Annotated in this window: 18 protein-coding genes; 13 read left to right on the plus strand and 5 right to left on the minus strand. The window is 33.6% G+C overall.

All coding sequences use genetic code 11. The annotated features are described in order from the left end of the window. Positions 1–8 precede the first annotated feature (8 nt). From AA089_RS07865 to AA089_RS07895, 7 genes are all read left to right on the plus strand, one after another. Positions 9–1,442 carry an ArnT family glycosyltransferase gene (locus tag AA089_RS07865; protein ID WP_046756398.1) on the plus strand — a complete coding sequence of 478 codons (1,434 nt, stop codon included), beginning with the start codon at positions 9–11 and terminating at the stop codon, positions 1,440–1,442. Between the two features lie 65 nt (positions 1,443–1,507). Further along, positions 1,508–2,485, plus strand: a complete 978-nt coding sequence (locus tag AA089_RS07870) for a polysaccharide deacetylase family protein (RefSeq protein WP_162200421.1) — start codon at positions 1,508–1,510, stop codon at positions 2,483–2,485. Positions 2,486–2,492: 7 nt separating this feature from the next. Beyond that, on the plus strand, positions 2,493–3,419 hold the full coding sequence (locus tag AA089_RS07875; RefSeq protein ID WP_046756400.1) for a GNAT family N-acetyltransferase: 927 nt from the start codon (positions 2,493–2,495) through the stop codon (positions 3,417–3,419). Then, positions 3,420–4,253, plus strand: coding sequence for an FkbM family methyltransferase (locus AA089_RS07880; RefSeq protein WP_046756401.1), 834 nt, complete (start codon positions 3,420–3,422; stop codon positions 4,251–4,253). A gap of 209 nt (positions 4,254–4,462) precedes the next feature. Continuing rightward, positions 4,463–4,792 carry a GIY-YIG nuclease family protein gene (locus AA089_RS07885; protein WP_046756402.1) on the plus strand — a complete coding sequence of 110 codons (330 nt, stop codon included), beginning with the start codon at positions 4,463–4,465 and terminating at the stop codon, positions 4,790–4,792. Positions 4,793–5,443: 651 nt separating this feature from the next. Beyond that, the gene (locus AA089_RS07890) at positions 5,444–6,493 is read left to right on the plus strand and encodes a glycosyltransferase (protein ID WP_046756403.1); all 1,050 of its coding nucleotides are present in this window, start codon (positions 5,444–5,446) and stop codon (positions 6,491–6,493) included. Then, positions 6,486–7,634 carry a lipopolysaccharide biosynthesis protein gene (locus AA089_RS07895; RefSeq protein ID WP_046756404.1) on the plus strand — a complete coding sequence of 383 codons (1,149 nt, stop codon included), beginning with the start codon at positions 6,486–6,488 and terminating at the stop codon, positions 7,632–7,634. Before AA089_RS07890 ends, AA089_RS07895 begins: the two co-directional genes overlap by 8 nt. 44 nt (positions 7,635–7,678) lie before the next feature. Here the strand turns inward: AA089_RS07895 and AA089_RS07900 are convergent, their stop codons facing one another. Next, positions 7,679–8,512, minus strand: a complete 834-nt coding sequence (locus AA089_RS07900; protein WP_046756405.1) for a 2OG-Fe(II) oxygenase — start codon at positions 8,510–8,512, stop codon at positions 7,679–7,681. 109 nt (positions 8,513–8,621) lie between these two features. Between AA089_RS07900 and AA089_RS07905 the strand changes: the two genes are divergently transcribed. Then, positions 8,622–9,674, plus strand: a complete 1,053-nt coding sequence (locus tag AA089_RS07905) for an SGNH/GDSL hydrolase family protein (RefSeq protein WP_162200422.1) — start codon at positions 8,622–8,624, stop codon at positions 9,672–9,674. A gap of 28 nt (positions 9,675–9,702) precedes the next feature. Here the strand turns inward: AA089_RS07905 and AA089_RS07910 are convergent, their stop codons facing one another. Genes AA089_RS07910 through AA089_RS07920 form a run of 3 tightly spaced genes read right to left on the minus strand, consistent with a single transcriptional unit; the run spans position 9,703 to position 12,936 of the window. Further along, positions 9,703–11,298, minus strand: a complete 1,596-nt coding sequence (locus AA089_RS07910) for a glycosyltransferase family 39 protein (protein WP_046756407.1) — start codon at positions 11,296–11,298, stop codon at positions 9,703–9,705. Next, positions 11,291–11,725: a hypothetical protein gene (locus tag AA089_RS07915; RefSeq protein WP_046756408.1), complete on the minus strand. Its 435-nt coding sequence runs from the start codon at positions 11,723–11,725 to the stop codon at positions 11,291–11,293. Before AA089_RS07915 ends, AA089_RS07910 begins: the two co-directional genes overlap by 8 nt. A 2-nt stretch (positions 11,726–11,727) precedes the next feature. After that, positions 11,728–12,936, minus strand: coding sequence for an SGNH/GDSL hydrolase family protein (locus AA089_RS07920; RefSeq protein WP_046756409.1), 1,209 nt, complete (start codon positions 12,934–12,936; stop codon positions 11,728–11,730). Positions 12,937–13,412: 476 nt separating this feature from the next. On the opposite strand from AA089_RS07920, the gene AA089_RS07925 reads away from it, so the two are divergent. The 5 genes from AA089_RS07925 to AA089_RS07945 are packed head-to-tail and all read left to right on the plus strand — an operon-like array spanning position 13,413 to position 18,626. Further along, entirely contained in the window at positions 13,413–14,933 is a 1,521-nt protein-coding gene (locus AA089_RS07925; protein WP_046756410.1) for a B12-binding domain-containing radical SAM protein, read from the plus strand. Between the two features lie 11 nt (positions 14,934–14,944). Beyond that, positions 14,945–15,601 carry a methyltransferase gene (locus AA089_RS07930; protein ID WP_046756411.1) on the plus strand — a complete coding sequence of 219 codons (657 nt, stop codon included), beginning with the start codon at positions 14,945–14,947 and terminating at the stop codon, positions 15,599–15,601. 32 nt (positions 15,602–15,633) lie between these two features. Continuing rightward, positions 15,634–16,572, plus strand: a complete 939-nt coding sequence (locus AA089_RS07935; RefSeq protein WP_162200423.1) for an acyltransferase family protein — start codon at positions 15,634–15,636, stop codon at positions 16,570–16,572. 12 nt (positions 16,573–16,584) lie between these two features. Then, positions 16,585–17,784: an SGNH/GDSL hydrolase family protein gene (locus tag AA089_RS07940; RefSeq protein WP_046756413.1), complete on the plus strand. Its 1,200-nt coding sequence runs from the start codon at positions 16,585–16,587 to the stop codon at positions 17,782–17,784. Between the two features lie 17 nt (positions 17,785–17,801). After that, positions 17,802–18,626 carry a TerC family protein gene (locus tag AA089_RS07945; RefSeq protein ID WP_046756414.1) on the plus strand — a complete coding sequence of 275 codons (825 nt, stop codon included), beginning with the start codon at positions 17,802–17,804 and terminating at the stop codon, positions 18,624–18,626. 189 nt (positions 18,627–18,815) lie between these two features. Here the strand turns inward: AA089_RS07945 and AA089_RS07950 are convergent, their stop codons facing one another. Beyond that, positions 18,816–19,817: a hypothetical protein gene (locus AA089_RS07950; protein WP_046756415.1), complete on the minus strand. Its 1,002-nt coding sequence runs from the start codon at positions 19,815–19,817 to the stop codon at positions 18,816–18,818. Between the last annotated feature and the right edge of the window lie 259 nt (positions 19,818–20,076).

A 20,076-nucleotide genomic window follows, 5' to 3' on the forward strand; every position in this document is an offset into this window, starting at 1 on the left:
AAACTATATTGAAACCTTCTAAATTAACGCCCTTTTTTTACAAGAACTTGACGGTTTTTTCCATACCACTTCTCTTTGTATTCATATTGAGACTTGTTGGTTTTGACGGTTTATATGGACAAGATTCTTATGAATATTTGCGCTATACAAATGCAATTCAAGCATATTTTTCAAATGGTGTACATCCTGGAAATTATTTTTGGCCAGTTTTATACCCGACATTAGGTAGCATTGTCGGTTTTATTTTTGGAACTGCGCTTGCGTTACAACTGATTAGTTGCTTGAGTTTTTCTGTAGCATGTCTGTATATTTTGAAAGCAATTCGACTGTTGTATCCAAAAGCACCATTTCGATTTTTTTATGTACTACTTTTTGCCACTTTTTGTCCGTTTTTGTTAAAGATGGGCATACTTGTCATGTCGGACGCACTAGCGCTGGTTTTTGTCGTATTGTCATTTTATTTCTTTTTTAAATCGTATCAAAAAAATACAAGCCTCGCTCCTATTTTCATATTTGCAACGTGTGCATTGATGACACGCTATGCTTCATTATTCATCACTTTTCCGATAATAACCTATGCGTTATATTTGATTTGGAAACGCAAAAAATTCACACAGTTTATCATTGCAAGTATCGTAAGTATGCTCGTATCAATTCCGTTTCTTACTTTTCAATGGGGCGCATTGTTTGAAGCAACATCGAATCCTTTTTTGAAAGTTTGGTCAGTTGGAAATTATTTCAAAATGAGTTTCACCACAGGAGATGGTACTACGAGTTACACCTTTCCCAACTTGATCTATACATTGTATGTGTTTTTTCATCCAGGATTTATCTTTTTGGGAAGTGTTCTGAGTGTAATTGCACTTAAAAATTACAAATCGCTTTTTAGCTTTCATCAAAAAATACTTCTTACGTGTAGTGGTTTGTATATTTTATTTTTGGCTGGAATTCCGTTTCAAAATCCACGTATTCTAGGATTGGTATTTCCGTTAATTTTAATTTTCTTGTTTCCTTCTTTTGTAAAATTGATGCAACTCAAACGCATCAAACGTTTCTATATTCCAATCGGAATAGCTTGTGTGGTGTTGCAATTGGTATTTTTTACCATGACTTTCAAACGCATATATGAACGTACGATTGTTGAAAAAGAACTGGCAACAATGATAAAAACCTATGAAGGCAACACCTTATATAGTTTTGATGTAGATTTGGCAATGCAAGGTCGCGGTTTGAATTTTGAGTATAAAAATATGTTTTTAGAACGTTACGAAAACTTTCAAGTAAACGATTTAATTTTGTTTGATCCAGCGCGTTATGAAGTACAATGGAAAGATAAAACACCGATGCAAAACTGGGAATTCATTGATCAGAATTATAGTTTAAAAATACTAGAAACGCATCCTGAAGGTTGGAAGTTATATCAAATTCAGGATAAAAAATAACAAAAATGGATCTCGACTGCGCTCAATATGACATCATTAACAAATAAAGAAGAAGTATGCTTTGGATGCGTATTAAATATCGATTAGGATTACTCTACAAAACGGTTCTGTTCAAACTTGGATTTGGGAAATTGTTGTTGAAAGATCGCTATGGCGAACGCATTTTGGTGTATCATGGAATTGATGAAGTTGGCGAAACCAAATACAATAGCCGATTTATCTCAAAAGCTTTCTTTGAAGAATTCATCAAGTACATTACCACACATTATAATGTGATTTCTTTGGATGATTTCTATCAGAAGAAATTCAAAAAAGGCACACTCAATATTGCCTTAACATTTGACGATGGCTATTTGAATAATTACAAATATGCTGTTCCAATTTTAGAAAAATACAACGTTCCTGCATGTTTTTACATTACAACCATTCATGAAAAAGCACCGTATTTATGGGCAGATTTTCTTGATTTAGTTTCGTATCATACAGATAAAGAAGAAGTCATTTTAGAACGAAATTTGTATCAAAAAAATGATCGAAATGAATTTATTTGGAATGGAATTTCCATGAAAAATGTTGCCAAAGCACTACCATACGATGTTTTAAAAATGATCTATGAAATTTTCAAAGAAGACTGGGAAGCCTTACCACCACTAAAACACGAAGATTATTGGATGTTGATGAATGCCAAACAAATCAAAGAAATTGCAGACAATCCGTTATTTACCATTGGCGCTCATAGCGAAACACACGCAAGTTTGGTTGATATTCCGCTAGAAGAAGCTAAAAAAGAAATTTTACACAGTAAAGAAACCCTTGAAAAAATTTGCCAACAACCAATTACAGAGTTTGCATTTCCATTTGGCTATTACAATCAGGAATTGGTAGATTATTGCTTAGCAATAGGTTTTAAACGCTTATTATTGGTTGATTACAATACAAAAGAAGATGTTAAAAACGAAGCATCTCAACCTCGTTTTGTCATGAATCCGTACATTTCTATGGAGCAACAATTGGCATGTTTGTTAAAAGGTTCTTACTTTTAGAAAATATATGCTATACAAAGAAATTTATCGTCTCAAACGTGTGGACAATAATGATTTTCCTGCAATTAAAGAATTGTTTTGGAAAGTCTTCAAAAAGAAAGTCACACTTAAGTATTTACAGAATAAATATAATACTTCGTATGTAGGTGTCAATTACATTTGCAGCATTGCCTATTGTGATGAAATTCCTGTGGCGTTTTATGGCGCCGTTCCACAAAAATTCAAGAACAACGATCGTGAAATATTTGTTGCACATGCGTGCGATTCGTATACATTGCCAAGTCATCAACGAAAAGGATTGCATAATGCATTGGCAACATTTGCATATGAAATTATGAAAGAGCACGACATGAAATATGTATATGCTTTTCACAGTGCAAATACGTATCGAAGCACTAAAAAATTAGGTTGGAAAGAACACAAACATTTGCAAAGATTTCACATCAAAGTCAATACACTTCCGATTGGAAAAGTGTTGAATAAATTGCGTTGGACAAATATATACAATGTGTTTTTCAACCAAGAAGTTTCGCAAGAAGCGATTGACAAACTGACTTCTGAGCACAAAGAAAAGTTCCGATTGAAGTTTGATGAAAAGTTTATCGATTATAAAAATAGTTTCACAAGTCATTACTGTATTGAAATTGAAGGTTGTGTGTTTTGGCTGAAGATTCAAGCCATTATTCATGTTGGAATGTTCTATGCTCCATCTGCGGAAGCGTTACAAAAAGCCATCAAAAAACTGAAGCGAAAAGCATTTTTCTTAGGAATTACAGAGTTTCTTTTTCAAGTAGATGCCACTTCAACAATGGCGACACAATTACAAACCATTACCGAACCAAAAGAATCGTGGTTGGTTGGTTATTTGGATTTTGATCCAGAAATCGATTTAAAAGATTTTATATTTACCTATTCAGATTTAGATACATTTTAGATGCAAATTCAGCTTAAAAATCATACGTTTCAGATTGATCCTGGACAAAACAAACATTATTGGAGCTATATCAATTCCGTTGATTGGGAACCGCATACATTTGCTATTTTTGACAAATTCGTCAATGAAAATTCAGTTGTGTTAGATATTGGTTCGTGGAGTGGCGTATTAACCTTATATGCTGCAAAAACTGCCAAAGAAGTACATGCGCTTGATCCTGATCCTGTGTGTTTTAGTGAGTTGAATACAAATGTAGAATTGAATCCAGCTGTAGCTGAAAAAATAAAAACGTACAAAACTGCCATTTCTGCTCACAAAGAAACGGTTCGTTTGTCTGCTCGTGAAACCTATGGAGCTTCATCGAGTAGTATTTTGGAACGCAAACGTGATACAGAAAATTCGTTGGAATTGGAAACAATTTCCTTAGCTGATTTTTTAGAACAAGAAGCTATACAGCAGGTAGATTTTATCAAAATGGACGTGGAAGGTGCCGAATTTAAAATTTTACCAACTATTGGAAAAGCGTTGGAAAAAGTAAACTATCCTACGTTGTATGTTTCGTTTCATTATAGTTTTTTGAATGAGCATATGTATCACAAAAACATTCCATCTGTATTTTTGAATAAGCTCTTGATGCGATTGGAAAACACGTTTGGATTTTCATTGTATAAGCGTAAAATTCGAAAAGAAATTACCAACTTATATGATAGTTTGAAAACCTATACATACATTTATAAAAGTGATGGCACAGTCATTACTTTTGATGATTTAGCACAAAAACCTGAGTTGATTAAGGAAACGGATTTGGTGTTTACGAATATGGAGTGGAAATAAAAAATAAAATCAGAAAGTAGATTCCGCAACAAGTGCGGAATGACAAATAAGAAACTAAATGTCATTCCTGCGAAGGCAGGAATCTAAATTTCAGTCTGGAAGTGAAAACAAAAAATAATAAGCTGAAAATGGATTCCGCAATAAATGCGGAATGACAAATGAGAAACTAGATGTCATTCCTGCGAAGGCAGGAATCCACAAGTAAACATATGTACAAAACAATTCATCAATATTATGTGTATATTCTTTCTAACAAAAAGAACGGAACATTATACATTGGTATTTCTAACAATTTAGAAAGAAGAATATTTGAACATAAGTATAAATTAGTTGAAGGGTTTTCTAAAAAGTATAATTTGACAAAACTCGTATATTTTGAAATATTTCAATTTGTGGATGAGGCAATAGCAAGAGAGAAAAAATTGAAGAAATGGAAACGACAATGGAAAATAAATTTAATTGAAGAAAAAAATCCTGACTGGAATGATTTAGCTTTGGATTGGTCAATAGACATGGATTCCGCAACAAGTGCGGAATGACAAATGAGAAACTGAATGTCATTCCTGTGAAGGCAGAAATCTAAATCCTAGCATAAAAGAGGAAGTATAACTCAAATAATAACAAGCAGAAAATGGATTCCGCAACAAGTGCGGAATGACAGAAGAGAAACTGAATGTCATTCCTGCGATGGCAGGAATCTAAATCCTAGCATAAAAGAGGAAGTATAACTCAAATAATAATAAGCTGAAAATAGATTCCGCAATAAATGCGGAATGACAAATGAGAAACTAGATGTCATTCCTGCGAAGGCAAGAATCTAAATATTAATATGGAAGTGAAATCATAAAAAAAATAACAACAATTATAGAAATGGATTCCGCAACAGGTGCGGAATGACAAATGAAAAACTGAATGTCATTCCTGCGAAGGTAGGAATCTAAATCCTAGCATAAAAGAGGAAGTATAACTCAAATAATAACAAACAGAAAATAGATTCCGCAACAAGTGCGGAATGACAGAAGAGAAACTGAATGTCATTCCTGCGAAAGCTGAAATCCAAAATAAAAAATAAAACCAGAAAATAGATTCCGCAACAAGTGCGGAATGACAAATGATAAACTGAATGTCATTCCTACGAAGGCAGGAATCTAAAATAACAAAACAGATTCCCGCCTACGCGGGAATTACAGATGAAAAAAACAAGGAAACATATCGTATTTTTAACACCAGGTTTTGCAGCGTCAGAAAATGATTCTACTACAATTCCTGCGTTGCAAGTGTTTCTCAAAAATATACGAAAAGCATTGCCGCATGCAAAGCTGACACTACTTTCGTTTCAGTTTCCTTTTACAGAGAAAAGTTACGATTGGCACGGCATAGAAATAATTCCGCTAAACGGGCAAAATAAACGTTTGAAGAAATTGTGGACTTGGAAAAAAGCCGCAAAAACACTGCAAAAACTTCACGCAAAACAGAAAATTGATACGATTCATAGTTTTTGGATTGGCGAATGCGCACGAATTGGACAGCAATTTGCAGACAAATACAATAGCAATCATATAGTGACTGTTATGGGACAAGATGCTGTTGTAAAAAATACATTTGCTAATTATTTGATGCATTCGAAAGCAACAATTGTAACGCTTTCAGAGAATCACAAAGTAGCTTTGAAAAAAACGTACGGTTTAAATGCTACTATTATTCCTTGGCATTTGGACGTTACCGAATTTCCAGCTTTACAAGAAAATACCATTGATATTTTGGGTGTCGGTTCGCTAAATACGATTAAGAATTACGAAGATTTCATCGATGTTATTTCTTCTTTAACAAAAACGTATAAAAACCTCAACGTTGCTATTATTGGCGATGGCGCATTGCAAAAAGAACTCAAAACTAAGATTCAGAATTTACAGTTAGAAAATACAATTTCACTTCTTGGAAAGCTACCGCGAACGGATGTTTTTCAAAAAATGGCAACATCAAAAATCTTATTGCATACAAGCTTGTACGAATCGTTTGGATTTGTATTTTTAGAAGCATTATACTCAGGAATGCACATTGTATCGTACAACGTAGGCTTGGCAAAAGCCTCCAAACATTGGTCTGTATGTAATCAGAAAGCTGAATTGATTGAAGCTTGTGAAATAGTGTTTTCTCGTGAAAACGAACAGAAAGAACGCATAACATTGAGTACAGAAACTGAAACCATCAACGCATATTTATCTTTGTATCATGCGTAAATTGATTACTATAGGTGTAAACACAATTCAAGGATTTGCAAGTCCTGCTTTCAACTTTTTGATTGTCGTATTTGGTGTAAAAATTTTCGGGAAATCAGATTGGGCAAGTTTGATCAACGTGATGATTTGGGTATTTTTTATTTGCTTCCTTTTTGGCTGGGGAAATCGTGATTATTTGCTTCGAAAGTATAGTGAAGCACCCTCAAAAATGTATCATGCTTTTTTTAGCAACTTCTTTTCACGTTGTTTGCTACTGCCTTTTTCTTTACTATTATTTGTATTTTTTCCTGTACAAATAGCCATTTGGACAATTGCACTGATTGTACTAATTTTTATGTACGCATCGTTGAGCACATTAGTGGTATATCATCAAAAGTTTGGCGCACAATTGATCGCGGAAATTATCGGTTTTACCATTATCTTTGGAAGTATTTTTTATGTTGAAACGTTTCATCTTGAGACTTTTTTACAACTGTATGTCGTTTCAGTTTTGGTAAAATTAATTGTACTTAGCAGCAAACTAAAACTTTGGAATGCACCTTTTTCTATAAAAATTTCTATCCAAGAATTTAAAGCCGGATTGCCATTTTTTATTCTTGGACTGAGTGGCTGGCTACTTTCAAAAGTAGATATTTATGCTGTAGATTTCTACTTAGAAAAATCACAGTTAGCCGAATATCAATTATTGATTACTGCTTTTTTAATGTTACAAGCATTAGCGGCTTATATTACCATTCCGTTTACAAAACATGTGTATCGCGTTTCCGACACAGTCGTTCGCAAAATAAAATACAAACTCTATGCAGTTTCGTTACCACTTACCATTTTTGGCGGATTCTTCATTTGGTGGATCATGGAAAATTTTGTCGAATTAGGATTTAGCTATGAACACTATATTCTTGGCGGATTGATTGCTTTGCCTTGTTATTTTTACACCTTAAATATCATGGAACTTATGAAAAGTCATCAAGAACGTACCGTTATTTATATTGCCTTTTTAGGTTTTTTGGTGTGTGTAAGCTTTATTTTACTTCTTATTGAAACGTACGAACTTTTTGGTGTGTTACTTAGCGTATGCATTACGCAATGGGTTGTACTGATTGTATATAAGTTGCACTGGAAATTTTCAAACAAACGTTAACTATTGATTGTACTTTGCTTCTATTAGTGTAAAATGAAAGCATACTATTTTTTTCTTCTAAAGAAATTCAACACTTTACTAATAAAGTCATCATTGATACCAAACGTACCTTTAATCCATGTGTAAATAGCAATGAGTTTTTTATCTAACCAAATTAAAACCGACTTGAATCCATCATTTGGACGCGCACGATAATTGGTGGATCGTCGTTTGAACGAACCTGTTTTTTCTTCTGTAAAATAATACAAAGCAATTGATTTTCGAGTTGTATCTGCTGGACAAGTTATCGGATCGGGAAAGCCGTGATACGAATCTTCATCGGTGTTAAATATGACAATTCGATTAAAAATTGGCGCGATTTTTACCGCACATTTCGACATATCTTTTTCCCATAATTCTAAATCGCCACCATAAGAAGTTTGCCAGTTTTTATTGAGATATACCAATACATTTACACGACGTCGCCATGTTTTTTTGTGTGGATGCACGGTAAAGTCAGCATGAATATTCAAATATCCGCCATTTTCACTTTGATGAATTCCGCCACCTTCAATGGTAGTATCAGGCAAAAGGTTAGAAATTCCTGTCAATTGTTCCAAATAGCGAATAAATTCGGGCGAATTCAACTCTTTGATAACGCCATCGCGAATAAATTCAGGAATCAATTCTAGCTTATTCAGTCCGTGTTTTTTTTCATTTACATGTACATAATGAATCCAACCTTCATCTTTAATTTTAGGAAAAACTGCCAATGCTTTTTCGGCTGCTTCCGACGTTAAACAATCGTCTAAAATAATATGTGGATACGGCGCCGCGGATTGATAACTTTGTATATCGTCAGTTAAAGTGGCTTTTCTTTTTGAATAATCAAAAATCATGGGTTGGTTTTCGTATTTGCACGCTAAATGTACTGAAAATATTGAAACATCAAAATGGATTTTTGTGTGCTTTTTTTATTTTTTGTTCCTTTGTACGAAATGGAATTTTATGAAATATAAACGCCTTATTGGAATCAATTTACTTGTATTGTGTGGATTGTTGTTTATCTTATCCGTGATTTTATATTTTGTACAATACAATCGAATTACTACCTTTTTTAAGTTTACAAGCGAATTTCAGGCACAATATTACATTCCAGATTCTACAGCGCTTTTTATTCATAAACCCAATATTCACATTTACGATAATTGGGGAACACCAGAACAAAAAATATCTACGGAACGACGCACAAATAATTTAGGTTTCCGAGATGATGATGATGTCTTGGCCAAGAAACAAAATGAACTTCGTGTCCTTGTAACAGGCGATTCGCATACGGACGGCGTTTTGAAACACAATACAGAATCTTTTATCAATGTCTGGGAAACACAGCTCAATGCAAAAGATACAACGACTTATTATAATTGTATCAATGGTGGCGTTGGATATTATACGTTTCGTAATTACCACGGTTTTTTAAAGAAGTATGCCTATTTACAACCTGACGTATTTGTCATTAATGTTTTTACAGGAAATGATTTTCGCGAATGTGCTCTTTACGAAGACGACCGCACGAGCTTTTCGAATATTTATAAAAGTATGCGAATGAGCGTTCGCAGAAAGTTTCAATCTTCCGCAGCACAAGAATTCCCGTATATACAAGGTATAGAACAATTGCTATATTATGAATCGTTTCCTAGTGAAAAAGAGCGTACGATGACTATTGCTCAGAAATATCTTTTGGAAATTATAGCGTTGTGCAAACAGGAAAATATTCGACTTATTGTTACTTTATTACCTTCAAGAGCAGAAGTAAAACCTGCGTTTTATGACAAAATTCAAACCCTATTCAATCTTGATACAGAAACCATGGATACCAATAAAGAATTGACAGCAATGTTGATTGATTTCCTTCAAAAACAACAGATTGAATATCACGATTTGACACCTGCATTGCTTGACTCAACTGAGAAGTTATATTGGGATGAAGATTTACACATCAATCCAAAAGCACATGAACTGATTGGTAATTTTTTGTTTGATAAAATTGATTTGAAGTAACTTACGTTTGTACATCTAATTAAAACTGTTAATTTGTTACCAAATACATTACACCTTTTCCTGGCAACCAACGAGAATATGTATATTCTTGAAGCACTTTTTGATCTTCCGCAGGTTTAAAAACTAAGGTGTAGACAGGTGTCACGTTTTCCCACCATTTTTCTTGATCTTCTGAAAAGAAATTCCATGTAACATATTCTACGCCTCCTTGTATTTGATTTTTAGGAATGGTTTCGGTCAATTCGTTTAATACATTCCAACGCAGACGATTCCAAGATAAATGATCGTGTACTGCGCAGACTGAAAATAAAGTAAATATTCCGATACAGGTATACGTAAGATATTGATATACCTTTTTGGGCACTTTTACAGCTGCATTTGTTCCTAAAAACACAATTATTATTGGAAACAATGGCAGTAAATATCTATCATAGACACCCACAATTAAAAATGGCGTGAGATAGACTACTGAAAATACAAATGCAAACACTACGATGGAAGATACATTTTTCCTTTTCAATACCGAAAAAATCAATCTTTTTATGTGAAACATCAACGTTACACTAGAAAAAACTCCGATCGCTGTAATAATTTGCCAAAGTAATTTTGGCGCTCTCGGATCAGGACTTGTGGTAAAGTTTCCTGCATGATCTGCTAATGTTGTTGGTCCTACTCCGAAATCGATCCAAATATTATCTAAACTTGGAATTTCTCTTCCTGTTCTTATTAAAAAATACGTCACCAATACTGTCCAAATAATCGCGGATATTTTATAGCCTTTAAATGTGTATCGATTGAAATATAGCAAGTGTATTGGCACTAATAAAAATCCTATATACGCCATTGATCTAAAGAAATACGAAACGGAATTTAGAAAGATTCCCGTATCTACATGAATGATGGTATCTAACATCAAATTGAACTTGGTGTTGTACCGATCTTGTAACAAATCATTCGCTTCCATTATGTAGGAGAATAGTAATGAAAACATCAATAACGCGAGTAATGGAAAAACAGCTTTTATCAAATGTACACGTGTGCGCTTTTTGACTATTATGATTGTAATGAACCAAACTACGGGGAAAATCCAAGCCAATTGCCGAATGAGAAACATCCAATAACAAAAAACGACGGCTAACAGTAAAGGTTGCCATTTGTCTGTTTGTAACGCTTTCGCGAAGAAATAAAACGCCCAAATGGTGACACAATAAAAAGGCACATCGGTCATGAACGAAAATGATAAGGATAAGAATATCGGATTCATCATACATAACAATACACCAATTAAGGTGATCCAACGTGAAATATTTGCGAGTTTACAGAGTTCGTAAATTCCGATGAGTGTAGCAAATCCCATGACTAAGGTTGACCAACGCAAAACTGTAAAGGAAAAACCAAAGATTTTAGTGAATACATAGCCCCAATACACATGTCCCACCAACGTCATTTCGCCCCAATTGTACAATTTCAAATAGCCTTCTTCCACCAAGGTTTTGACTGATTTCCCGTAACACCAATCGTCATTCAATGGGAAATCTCCAGCAGGATTAATGATTGCAATGATAAGCAACCACAACACCAATAATCCTAAATGGTCTTTATATTCTTTGAGGAAACTATTCATCTATCGTAAAATTTTCATTAAAGCCAAAACCAACATACTTGATGCCTTTTTCAGCAAAGTACGCCTTATATATTTCAACTTCTTTCTTTGCTTCTTTTAGATCTCCTTCAATACTTTTACGATCAAACCGATAAATTTTGTCATGATCTAACAGATTCCACACAATTATATCTTCTTCATGAATTACTTCTACTCCTTGTTCCCAACCGCTACATTGAGGCGAGCCACAAAGACATGAAAAAAGAAAATATGTTCCTGCTTTTTCGATACTTTCTAATAGTAAATTAGCATCTACCATATCTCCTTCTTCGTAGACTCTTCCTGAATTAACACGGATTTCTAGTTTGCCTTCCATCCAAATGTCTTCACGACTCATTTGTTGCGCCATTACAAGTAATTCTGTGTATATAGTATCTAATCTGGTCATTTTTATGGTTTGTAATATGTAAAAAATGATTCAATTTCCTTTTTTGCGAATGCATTTCCTGCTTCACTCCAATGTCCGTCACAGGATAGAAATAAAGCTTTGTATTCTGCTTCTGAAAAAACTGCTGTTTTGGGTAATAAGTCTAAGTATTCTACCTCAATATTGTCACAAACCGCTTGCAATCGTTTTGCCAACGGGTTTTTTCCGTGTTCGCGATAGGCTTTGATTTCTTTTTCAATAGGAATGCTATAAACCATTACAGGACGATCGCCCGCCAAGCGTTTGATTTCTTCTATAGAAAAACGCATGCGGTTGAATTGTTTTTCAGTGTAATTGAAATAGCTTGGTACTTTTGAAGCATCCAACAATTTGTCTTCTGGAATAGCTTTTACTCGCTGCAATACACTCAAATATCGATACATATTGTAAGCATGCGTAAAGTTCTTTAAAAACTTGTAGATAAAACTAGGTTGTATGGGTTTTGCTCTTGATTTGTGCAAACTATCTGCATGATATACCAATTCATAATTTGGATATGCGCCTTTTAAAAACGGCTGATATCTGTCGCCACCAACTTTCAAGCCTACTTCATAATCATCATCTATAAAATCATTTGATGGTAAAATACCAATCAAAACGGCTTCATGCGAATGTTTACTTGCCAATGATTTGTACATCATCATGTATTGTGTGGGACCAAAATTACCTGCCAAACCAAAATTTAAATGTGGAATATTTGTTTCTTTTTCTAACAAATTGGTCAAACGATCTTGCATATGTACACCAATTCCTTCTGTAAAGGAATCGCCCAAAGCAACTACGCGTTTGGTTGTAGCATTTTCTTCGCGTTCTACATCACGAAGTCCTTTTGAATTGGATTGATACACGACATCAAAGCAATATTTTTTCTGTCGATATTCATCATTCGGTAAATGTAATGTGCCAAAATTTTCATCCAAATCGTACCAAAAACGATGTGTATTTTGAAATGTATAGGTAGGAATTTCTATTTTCACTTCAGCTGTACGAATATAAATTGCCAAAATTACTTCAAGCAAAATAAACGTAATCCCGAAAATAATGATCAGGTTTTTTAAGGGTTTAAAGAGGTATTTTTTAAGCAAAACTGTTTCTTTGGTCGTTGGTGTGATTTCAACAAATATACAGTCTCTTCGAAAAGAATTTATACGAAATATGAAAAAATAAGCCATGCTAACATTTCTTTTGCTATTACATTTATAGTTCACAACAAAATTTATATTGCATGAAAAATTAAGAATCATAAAAGTAGCTGCAGCGCATCGTGAACGAGTTGCCAATGCGAATTTTAGTGCTGTTTATCAATATTTTACGCCCAAAGTAAAATAAAAGTAGACCGATAGAAACATTTGTAAGAAGCTGTAAAATAGTAAAAATTCACATTCAAAAGTTAGCAAACTAAGTCACTTAACTTCTTTATACAGTATTAAAAAAAATGAATTTTATTGAATTGTTGTTTTACATACAAGAGTAAATCTTCAACAAAGTATTCAATTTAGATTCACTTCAGATAGATGTCGTGTTTTTTACACTTAAATTGCAAATTTGATCATGTATTTCCCGTTTAGATTTGTAGATTTACAACATTTTAAAGTGCGTTTTGTCAAAACTTCAAATTGACTCGTAAAAATTGAAGCATATTTAATTCATGGGAAATAAAATCATCATATTCAATCCGAGAAGCGCGAATGCAAAGCATCGTTTGCCAAATACCATTATTCAGGTTGGCGCGGCAATTCACGGAAAGTATGACTACGTTTTTGTAGATGGAAACATGGAAACCGATCCTTGGGAAAAGATTTCAGGATATTTTGCTACTGGCGAATTCAAGTATTTCTGTCTCACAGTAATGCCTGGACCGCAATTGAAACAAGCGATTCCGTATGCAAGAAAGATTAAAGAATTGTATCCTGATGCGATCAATATTTGGGGCGGATATTTTGCATCCAACCAATATAAAGTATGCTTAAATTCAGGTTATGTTGATTACATTATCAATGGTCCTGGCGATAATACATTTCCAAAATTATTAGATTATATAGAAGGAAAAAGTGATGAGAAATTAACACTCATCCGCAATTTGATTTTTAAAGATGAAGAAGGTAAGATTGTGCAAACCGTAAAAGAAGCACTACTCGATCAAGATTCATTACCACCATATCCATACGAATATTTTAATACGTTTTATCCGCTAGAAAATTATTTGGCAAAGACATTTATGGGACAACGAACTTTTGCGTATCATTCTAGTATGGGTTGCCCGTTTAGTTGTTCTTTTTGTGCCGTGGTGCCGATTTACAATGCAAAATGGAAGGCAAAAGCTGCTTCCACTATTTATAAAGATTTAAAGTATTTTAAAGAAAAGTATAATATTGATGCCGTAGAGTTTCATGACAATAACTTTTTTACCTCTCGTAAACGAGTGATGGAATTTTCCAAGCTCGTCATGGATGATAATATTGAATGGTGGGGCGAAGGACGAATTGATACAATTAATAAATATTCTGACGAAGAACTGCATTATATGCGAAAAGCAGGTTGTCGCATGATGTTTTTAGGTGCTGAAACGGGAAATGACGAAGTGTTGAAGCAAATGAACAAAGGTGGCACACAATCGGGTCAAATGATTAAGGATTTTGTAAAACGCATGAAAGATGTAGACATTATTCCTGAACTGTCGTTTGTATTAGGATTGCCAGGACCAAACGAGAAGAAAGTATACGAGCAAATTTTATGGGATATCAATTTTATTCGTGAAATTAAATCGATCAACGCTGACGCAGAAATTATCATTTACTTATACAGTCCTGTTCCAACGGAAGGTTCTGAGTTGTACCAACAAATTGTAGACGCAGGATTTTCTTTTCCATCAAAATTAGAAGAATGGATTGAACCAAGTTGGGAAAAGTTCGATTTGCGAAGAAATCCGTTAACGCCTTGGTTGAAACCGTATATGATTGACAAAATTCAAAATTTTGAAACGGTATTGAATGGATATTATCCAACTGCTTCCGATTTTAGAATCAAAGGCTACAAAAAAGCATTGCTAAAATTAGTTTCAGGCTATCGTTTTAAATATGGCTGGTATAAATTTCCGTATGAAATCAAGGTTTTACACAAAATTTGGAAATATCGTCAACCAGAAATTGAAGGCTTCTACTCAGAATAATTCGTAGCAATATGTTTAAGAAACTTAAAAAGATCATATTTCCAGTTGCGAAATTTTTCTTTGATAAATACACGCTAAAGCAACGAAGTTACACGTACGAAGATATTACGGTACAAATTAGTGCAGAAGTATTTCCACCACATTTTACGATAAGCACCAAAATCCTTTTAGAATATATAAAACCATTAAATTTAACCAATAAGCACTTTTTAGAACTCGGTTGTGGCTCTGGAATCATTTCATTGTTTGCGGCTTCCAAAGGTGCCAATGTAACTGCTTCCGACATCAATCATGTGGCAATTCATGAACTTGAAAAAGCGGCTGTTGCAAATGCTATTTCTTTACAAGTTGTGTATTCTGATTTGTTTGAAAATCTAGCAGAGCAGACATTTGACTACATCATCATCAATCCACCATATTATCCAAAAGCACCAAAAAATACCAAAGAGCGCGCATGGTTTTGCGGAGAAAATTTTGAGTATTTTGAAAAATTATTTACACAACTTCCACAACACATTGCGCCCAATACGTGGATGATTTTATCCGAAGATTGCGAAATAGAACATATAAAAAAGTTAGCTGCAAAAAATGGACTTTCTTTTGAAGTGATTTTAGAAAAAAGCGTCGTAAAGGAGAAAAACTATATCTTTAAGATTCAAAAATCATAAAAGAGTTGCAAACTACTTCGCGAAACATACTATTGGATATTTTTAAAGTTATTGCTGCACTATTTGTAATTGGCACACATTGTGGCTTTTTGTTTGAATATAGCGAAGTGGCATCTCAAATTGTTACAAACGGAATTTTCAGGATTGCCGTTCCCTTTTTTTTCTGTGTCAATGGCTTTTTTTTATTTACTGTATTTAAAAATAATCGCATACAAACTTGGTTGAAACGCGTTGGTATTTTATATGTAATTTGGATGTTGATATACACTTATTTTTGGGTACATTTAGACGATTTCAATTTACTGAAAATGATTTCAACATTTGTATTTGGCTTTAATCATTTATGGTATTTAGCCGCGCTTTTTGTTGGCGGATTGATACTCTATCTACTTCGGGATACTTCAAATACACTATTAATTATAACGACATCTGTTTTATTCTTGATAGGAATTGCTATTCAATATGTGGGCGAATTGCATGTGTTTTCACATCAACCGACAGTAGACAAGTTGATGAATTATCCACCTTTACATCGAAATTTTCTATTGTTTGCCTTACCTCTTTTAAGTATTGGTTATGTAATTAAACGCACAAATATTCACAACAATCTCAGCAAATCATTTGTAATAAAATTACTTGTGATTAGTTTGATACTGTTAGTTGCAGAAAATTTGGTTACCTATTATTTCATTACAGGAGAAGCCATTCTCAATACGTATGTTTCGTATGTATTTTTGGCGCCCGCATTACTCATTACTGCGTTTACTTTCAAAAGTATATCCAATCTTAATAGCAAGTTGTTATCATCCTATTCGATAGCGCTCTATTTAATACATCCATTAATTATTTTTTTAATTCTTCGTTTTTTTAAATTAGATTCGACACCTTTAACCTTTATTACAATTATGCTAGCTGGAGTTGCAAGTTATTTGCTGATGCTGCTCAATAAAAAAGTAAAGTATATTTTATAAACCTTTGTATTCGTGAAAAGTAAACTCAAATTTGCCTATATATTATTCAGAAATGTACTCATCACTTTTCTTTTATTAGAAATTGGACTCGGTATTTTTTATAGTTACCATGATGAAAGTGGTATTGATGGAAACACTGAATATATTATTGCTTCAGGTTTGTATGATGATAGTGATTTGGACGATGAAGCCATCAAAGAAATTTACCGAGAACTTCGTCAACAAGACATGCAATGGGAACCATATTTGCATTATCGTTTTAAACCGATGAAAGGCAAACACAATACAATTTATGAAAATGGACTTCGAAAAACAGCCAATCCGAGTTTAAAAGATTCGGCTACAGCCTTAAAAATATTTTGCTTTGGCGGTTCTACCATGTATAGTTCTGGTGCGCGTGACGAACATACAATTCCATCCGAATTATCACGATTAATCCACGAATATTTCCCTGAGCAGAATGTAGAAGTTACCAACTTTGGTTGTCATGGCTACACACGCGCCACAGAGAACATTCAGCTACAGCGAGAATTGGTAAAAAAGAACATTCCTGACATTGTTATTTTTTATGATGGCGTCAACGAAGTGATTTCTGGACATCAAAATAACGAAGCTGGATCGCCAACAAATGCGTACAATAGAAAGAAAGAATTTAAAATTGCACATAGCTACAAGAAACGTATTGCTTTAATGGTATATTCGAGCAACTTGTATCGTTTTATCACTACGATGCAACGCAAACTCTTTACAAATTCAGCATACATTCAATTAGAATCGCGTTCGGATGCGCTAGCGATAGACATTGCAGACAATTATATCGGTTTGGTTAAACTCTCAAAAAGTTTGGAAAATGAATACGGTTTTAAAGTATACAACTTTATGCAACCTAATATTTATTCGAAGAAATTCTTAACCGAAGCTGAGAAACGTTACTATGACTCGCAACAATATTATGAAAACCTATACAGATTATCTTATGACATGGTTCGTAAAGATTCACTCATGATCAACGATCCTACTTTTTTAGATATCAGTAATGCATTTGACAACACTGAGAAAACTATTTATTTCGATTTTTGCCATACGGGAGAACTTGGAAATGAATTGATTGCTACTAAAATATTAGCAAACATACAATGGCACTTTGCCCCAAAAACACAAGATCCTGTAACAAACCCTGAAACTGAACAACTAACAGAGGTCAATAAATAATTATACCAATAAAAAACATGGAACAACTTTTAACTTTAGATAGTCTTTTTACCTTATTTATGCTTGTCTTATTGCAAGCTGTATTAGGATTCGACAACTTATTATACATTTCTTTAGAATCTCAAAAAGCACCGAAAGACAAACAATCATATGTGCGTAAATTAGGTGTTGGTTTGGCAATTATTCTACGTGTTGTATTGCTGTTTATTTTGGTAAAACTGATTCAATTTTTCCAAGAACCTTTTTTAACAATGCACAATAATTCAATCTTAGAATTTGATTTTAATGGACATAGTTTAATTGTGTTAGCCGGTGGTATTTTCATCATATATACAGCTGTGAAGGAAATTTGGCATATGATGTTGATGAAAGAACACGAAAGCAATGAAAAAGTAAAGAAGAAATCTGTAAAAAGTGTCATCACTTGGATTGTAATAATGAACTTGGTGTTCTCGTTTGATTCTATCTTGAGCGCTATGGCACTCACAAGCGACATGGAAGAAACGCCGCAATTAATATTAATGACAATTGCTATTGTTTTAGGTGGATTGTTAATGATTGTGATGGCAGATAAAGTATCTAACTTCTTGCAGAAAAACAAAATGTATGAAGTACTAGGATTATTTATCCTTTTCATTGTGGGAATCATGTTACTATCAGAAGGTGGACACATTGCACATTTACAATTGTTTGGAAACTATGTCACGCCAATGAGCAAAACAACATTCTACTTTGTCATTATTACGTTAGTCATCATTGATATTGTACAAGGTCGTTACCAAAAGAATTTATTAGCGAAGAAAGAAGCTATAAATAATGCGGCTGAGGAAAAAGATAGTTGATTTACGATTTTTGATTTGCTCACTGTTATGGGAAGCTGAATCAAGTTCAGCTTGACGGTTTAAATTCTCCTTTGTCATTCCTGCGCAGGCAGGAATCCGTATTTTTTTTAAAGTGGATTTCGCATCAAGTGCGAAATGACAATTCAAAGACCGAATGTCATTCCTGCGCAGGCAGGAATCTATAGGAAATCATTCAAAAGTGATCTTAGTTTGTAAAAAATCACTCAATACCACATTTCCACGATCATTAATATGTGGATCGTTGGCAAAATACAAACGATAACCAGAAGTATCGTTCGCTTGAAAAGTCTGTAAAGGATTTAATAGTGTCACATTTGTGTATGCTGTTAAATCCTTTGTTGCTTGCGCAAAGAATGGATAATTTACTTCTTTAATATTTTTATCAATATCAAAAGTAGCGCCCAACCTTTCAAAATTAGTTACATAATACTCATTGACTTGTGTACAATGTGGAATCCAAACCAAATACACAGGAATATCTGCTGGAATCGTTTCTAAAAAATAGTGCATTTCAGAAAGCCAATCATCATAACGTTTCGCAAACGGCTCTTGTAACGTAAATGTTTTGGTCAAATACGAACTGTCAAAATTTAAAAACCGTTTTGTACGCGCATCATAATAATCTACCTTAAACGTATCTGTCGCCATTGTATACGTTCTACTATTCATACGCGAACTAAACACAGAAGCTTTATGATTCAGGTAAGAAATACTCATAAAATAATCGGAAGCTTCCCAATACAAATTTCGAGCAAGGGAAAACTTTTCCCAACTCCATAAATGATTCACATCAATCAAATCGTTTCCAACATAAATTTGATAAATAATTGATTTCGGTTGGTGTTTTTTAATTTTTGCTTTCGCGAAGGTATTCACTTGCTTAATTCCAATTCCTGGTACACTTACATTGACAATAGTAGTTGTTGGATGCGCTTGTTTTATCTTTTCTATATAATTAATGTCTTTCGCTGTTGCTGAAAACGAATCGCCAAATACTAAAAAATCTACGGAAGGTGTTACCAAATCATCTTCACTATTCAAATGCGAAGTTTCAGCTTTATAAAAGTCAATCACAGAATTTCGATACAAAATTTCAAACAATACAAAAGTGACCAACACTATAATCGCGGTATTGATACAAAACTTCTTTATTTTTGGTAAAAATTTCATCTACAAAACTTTCGCTAAAGATAGTTTTAAAATTACGTTTTTGAATTATTTTTTGTGCGATTGAAATCTGACCAGACGATCAACAGAAAATTATATCGATACAACTAGGAATACAAAGCTACAAACTGAAAAAGTAAGCTAATGAAAATCAATACATTTAACTATTTTCAGTATTCTTTGCAATGTATTTGTTATCTACAGAATAAATCTTACCTTTGCAGACTCTTTTTAAGAGATAGGAATGTTTAATTATTAAAAA

Source organism: Kordia jejudonensis, assembly GCF_001005315.1.
Classification (GTDB): Bacteria; Bacteroidota; Bacteroidia; order Flavobacteriales; family Flavobacteriaceae; genus Kordia; species Kordia jejudonensis.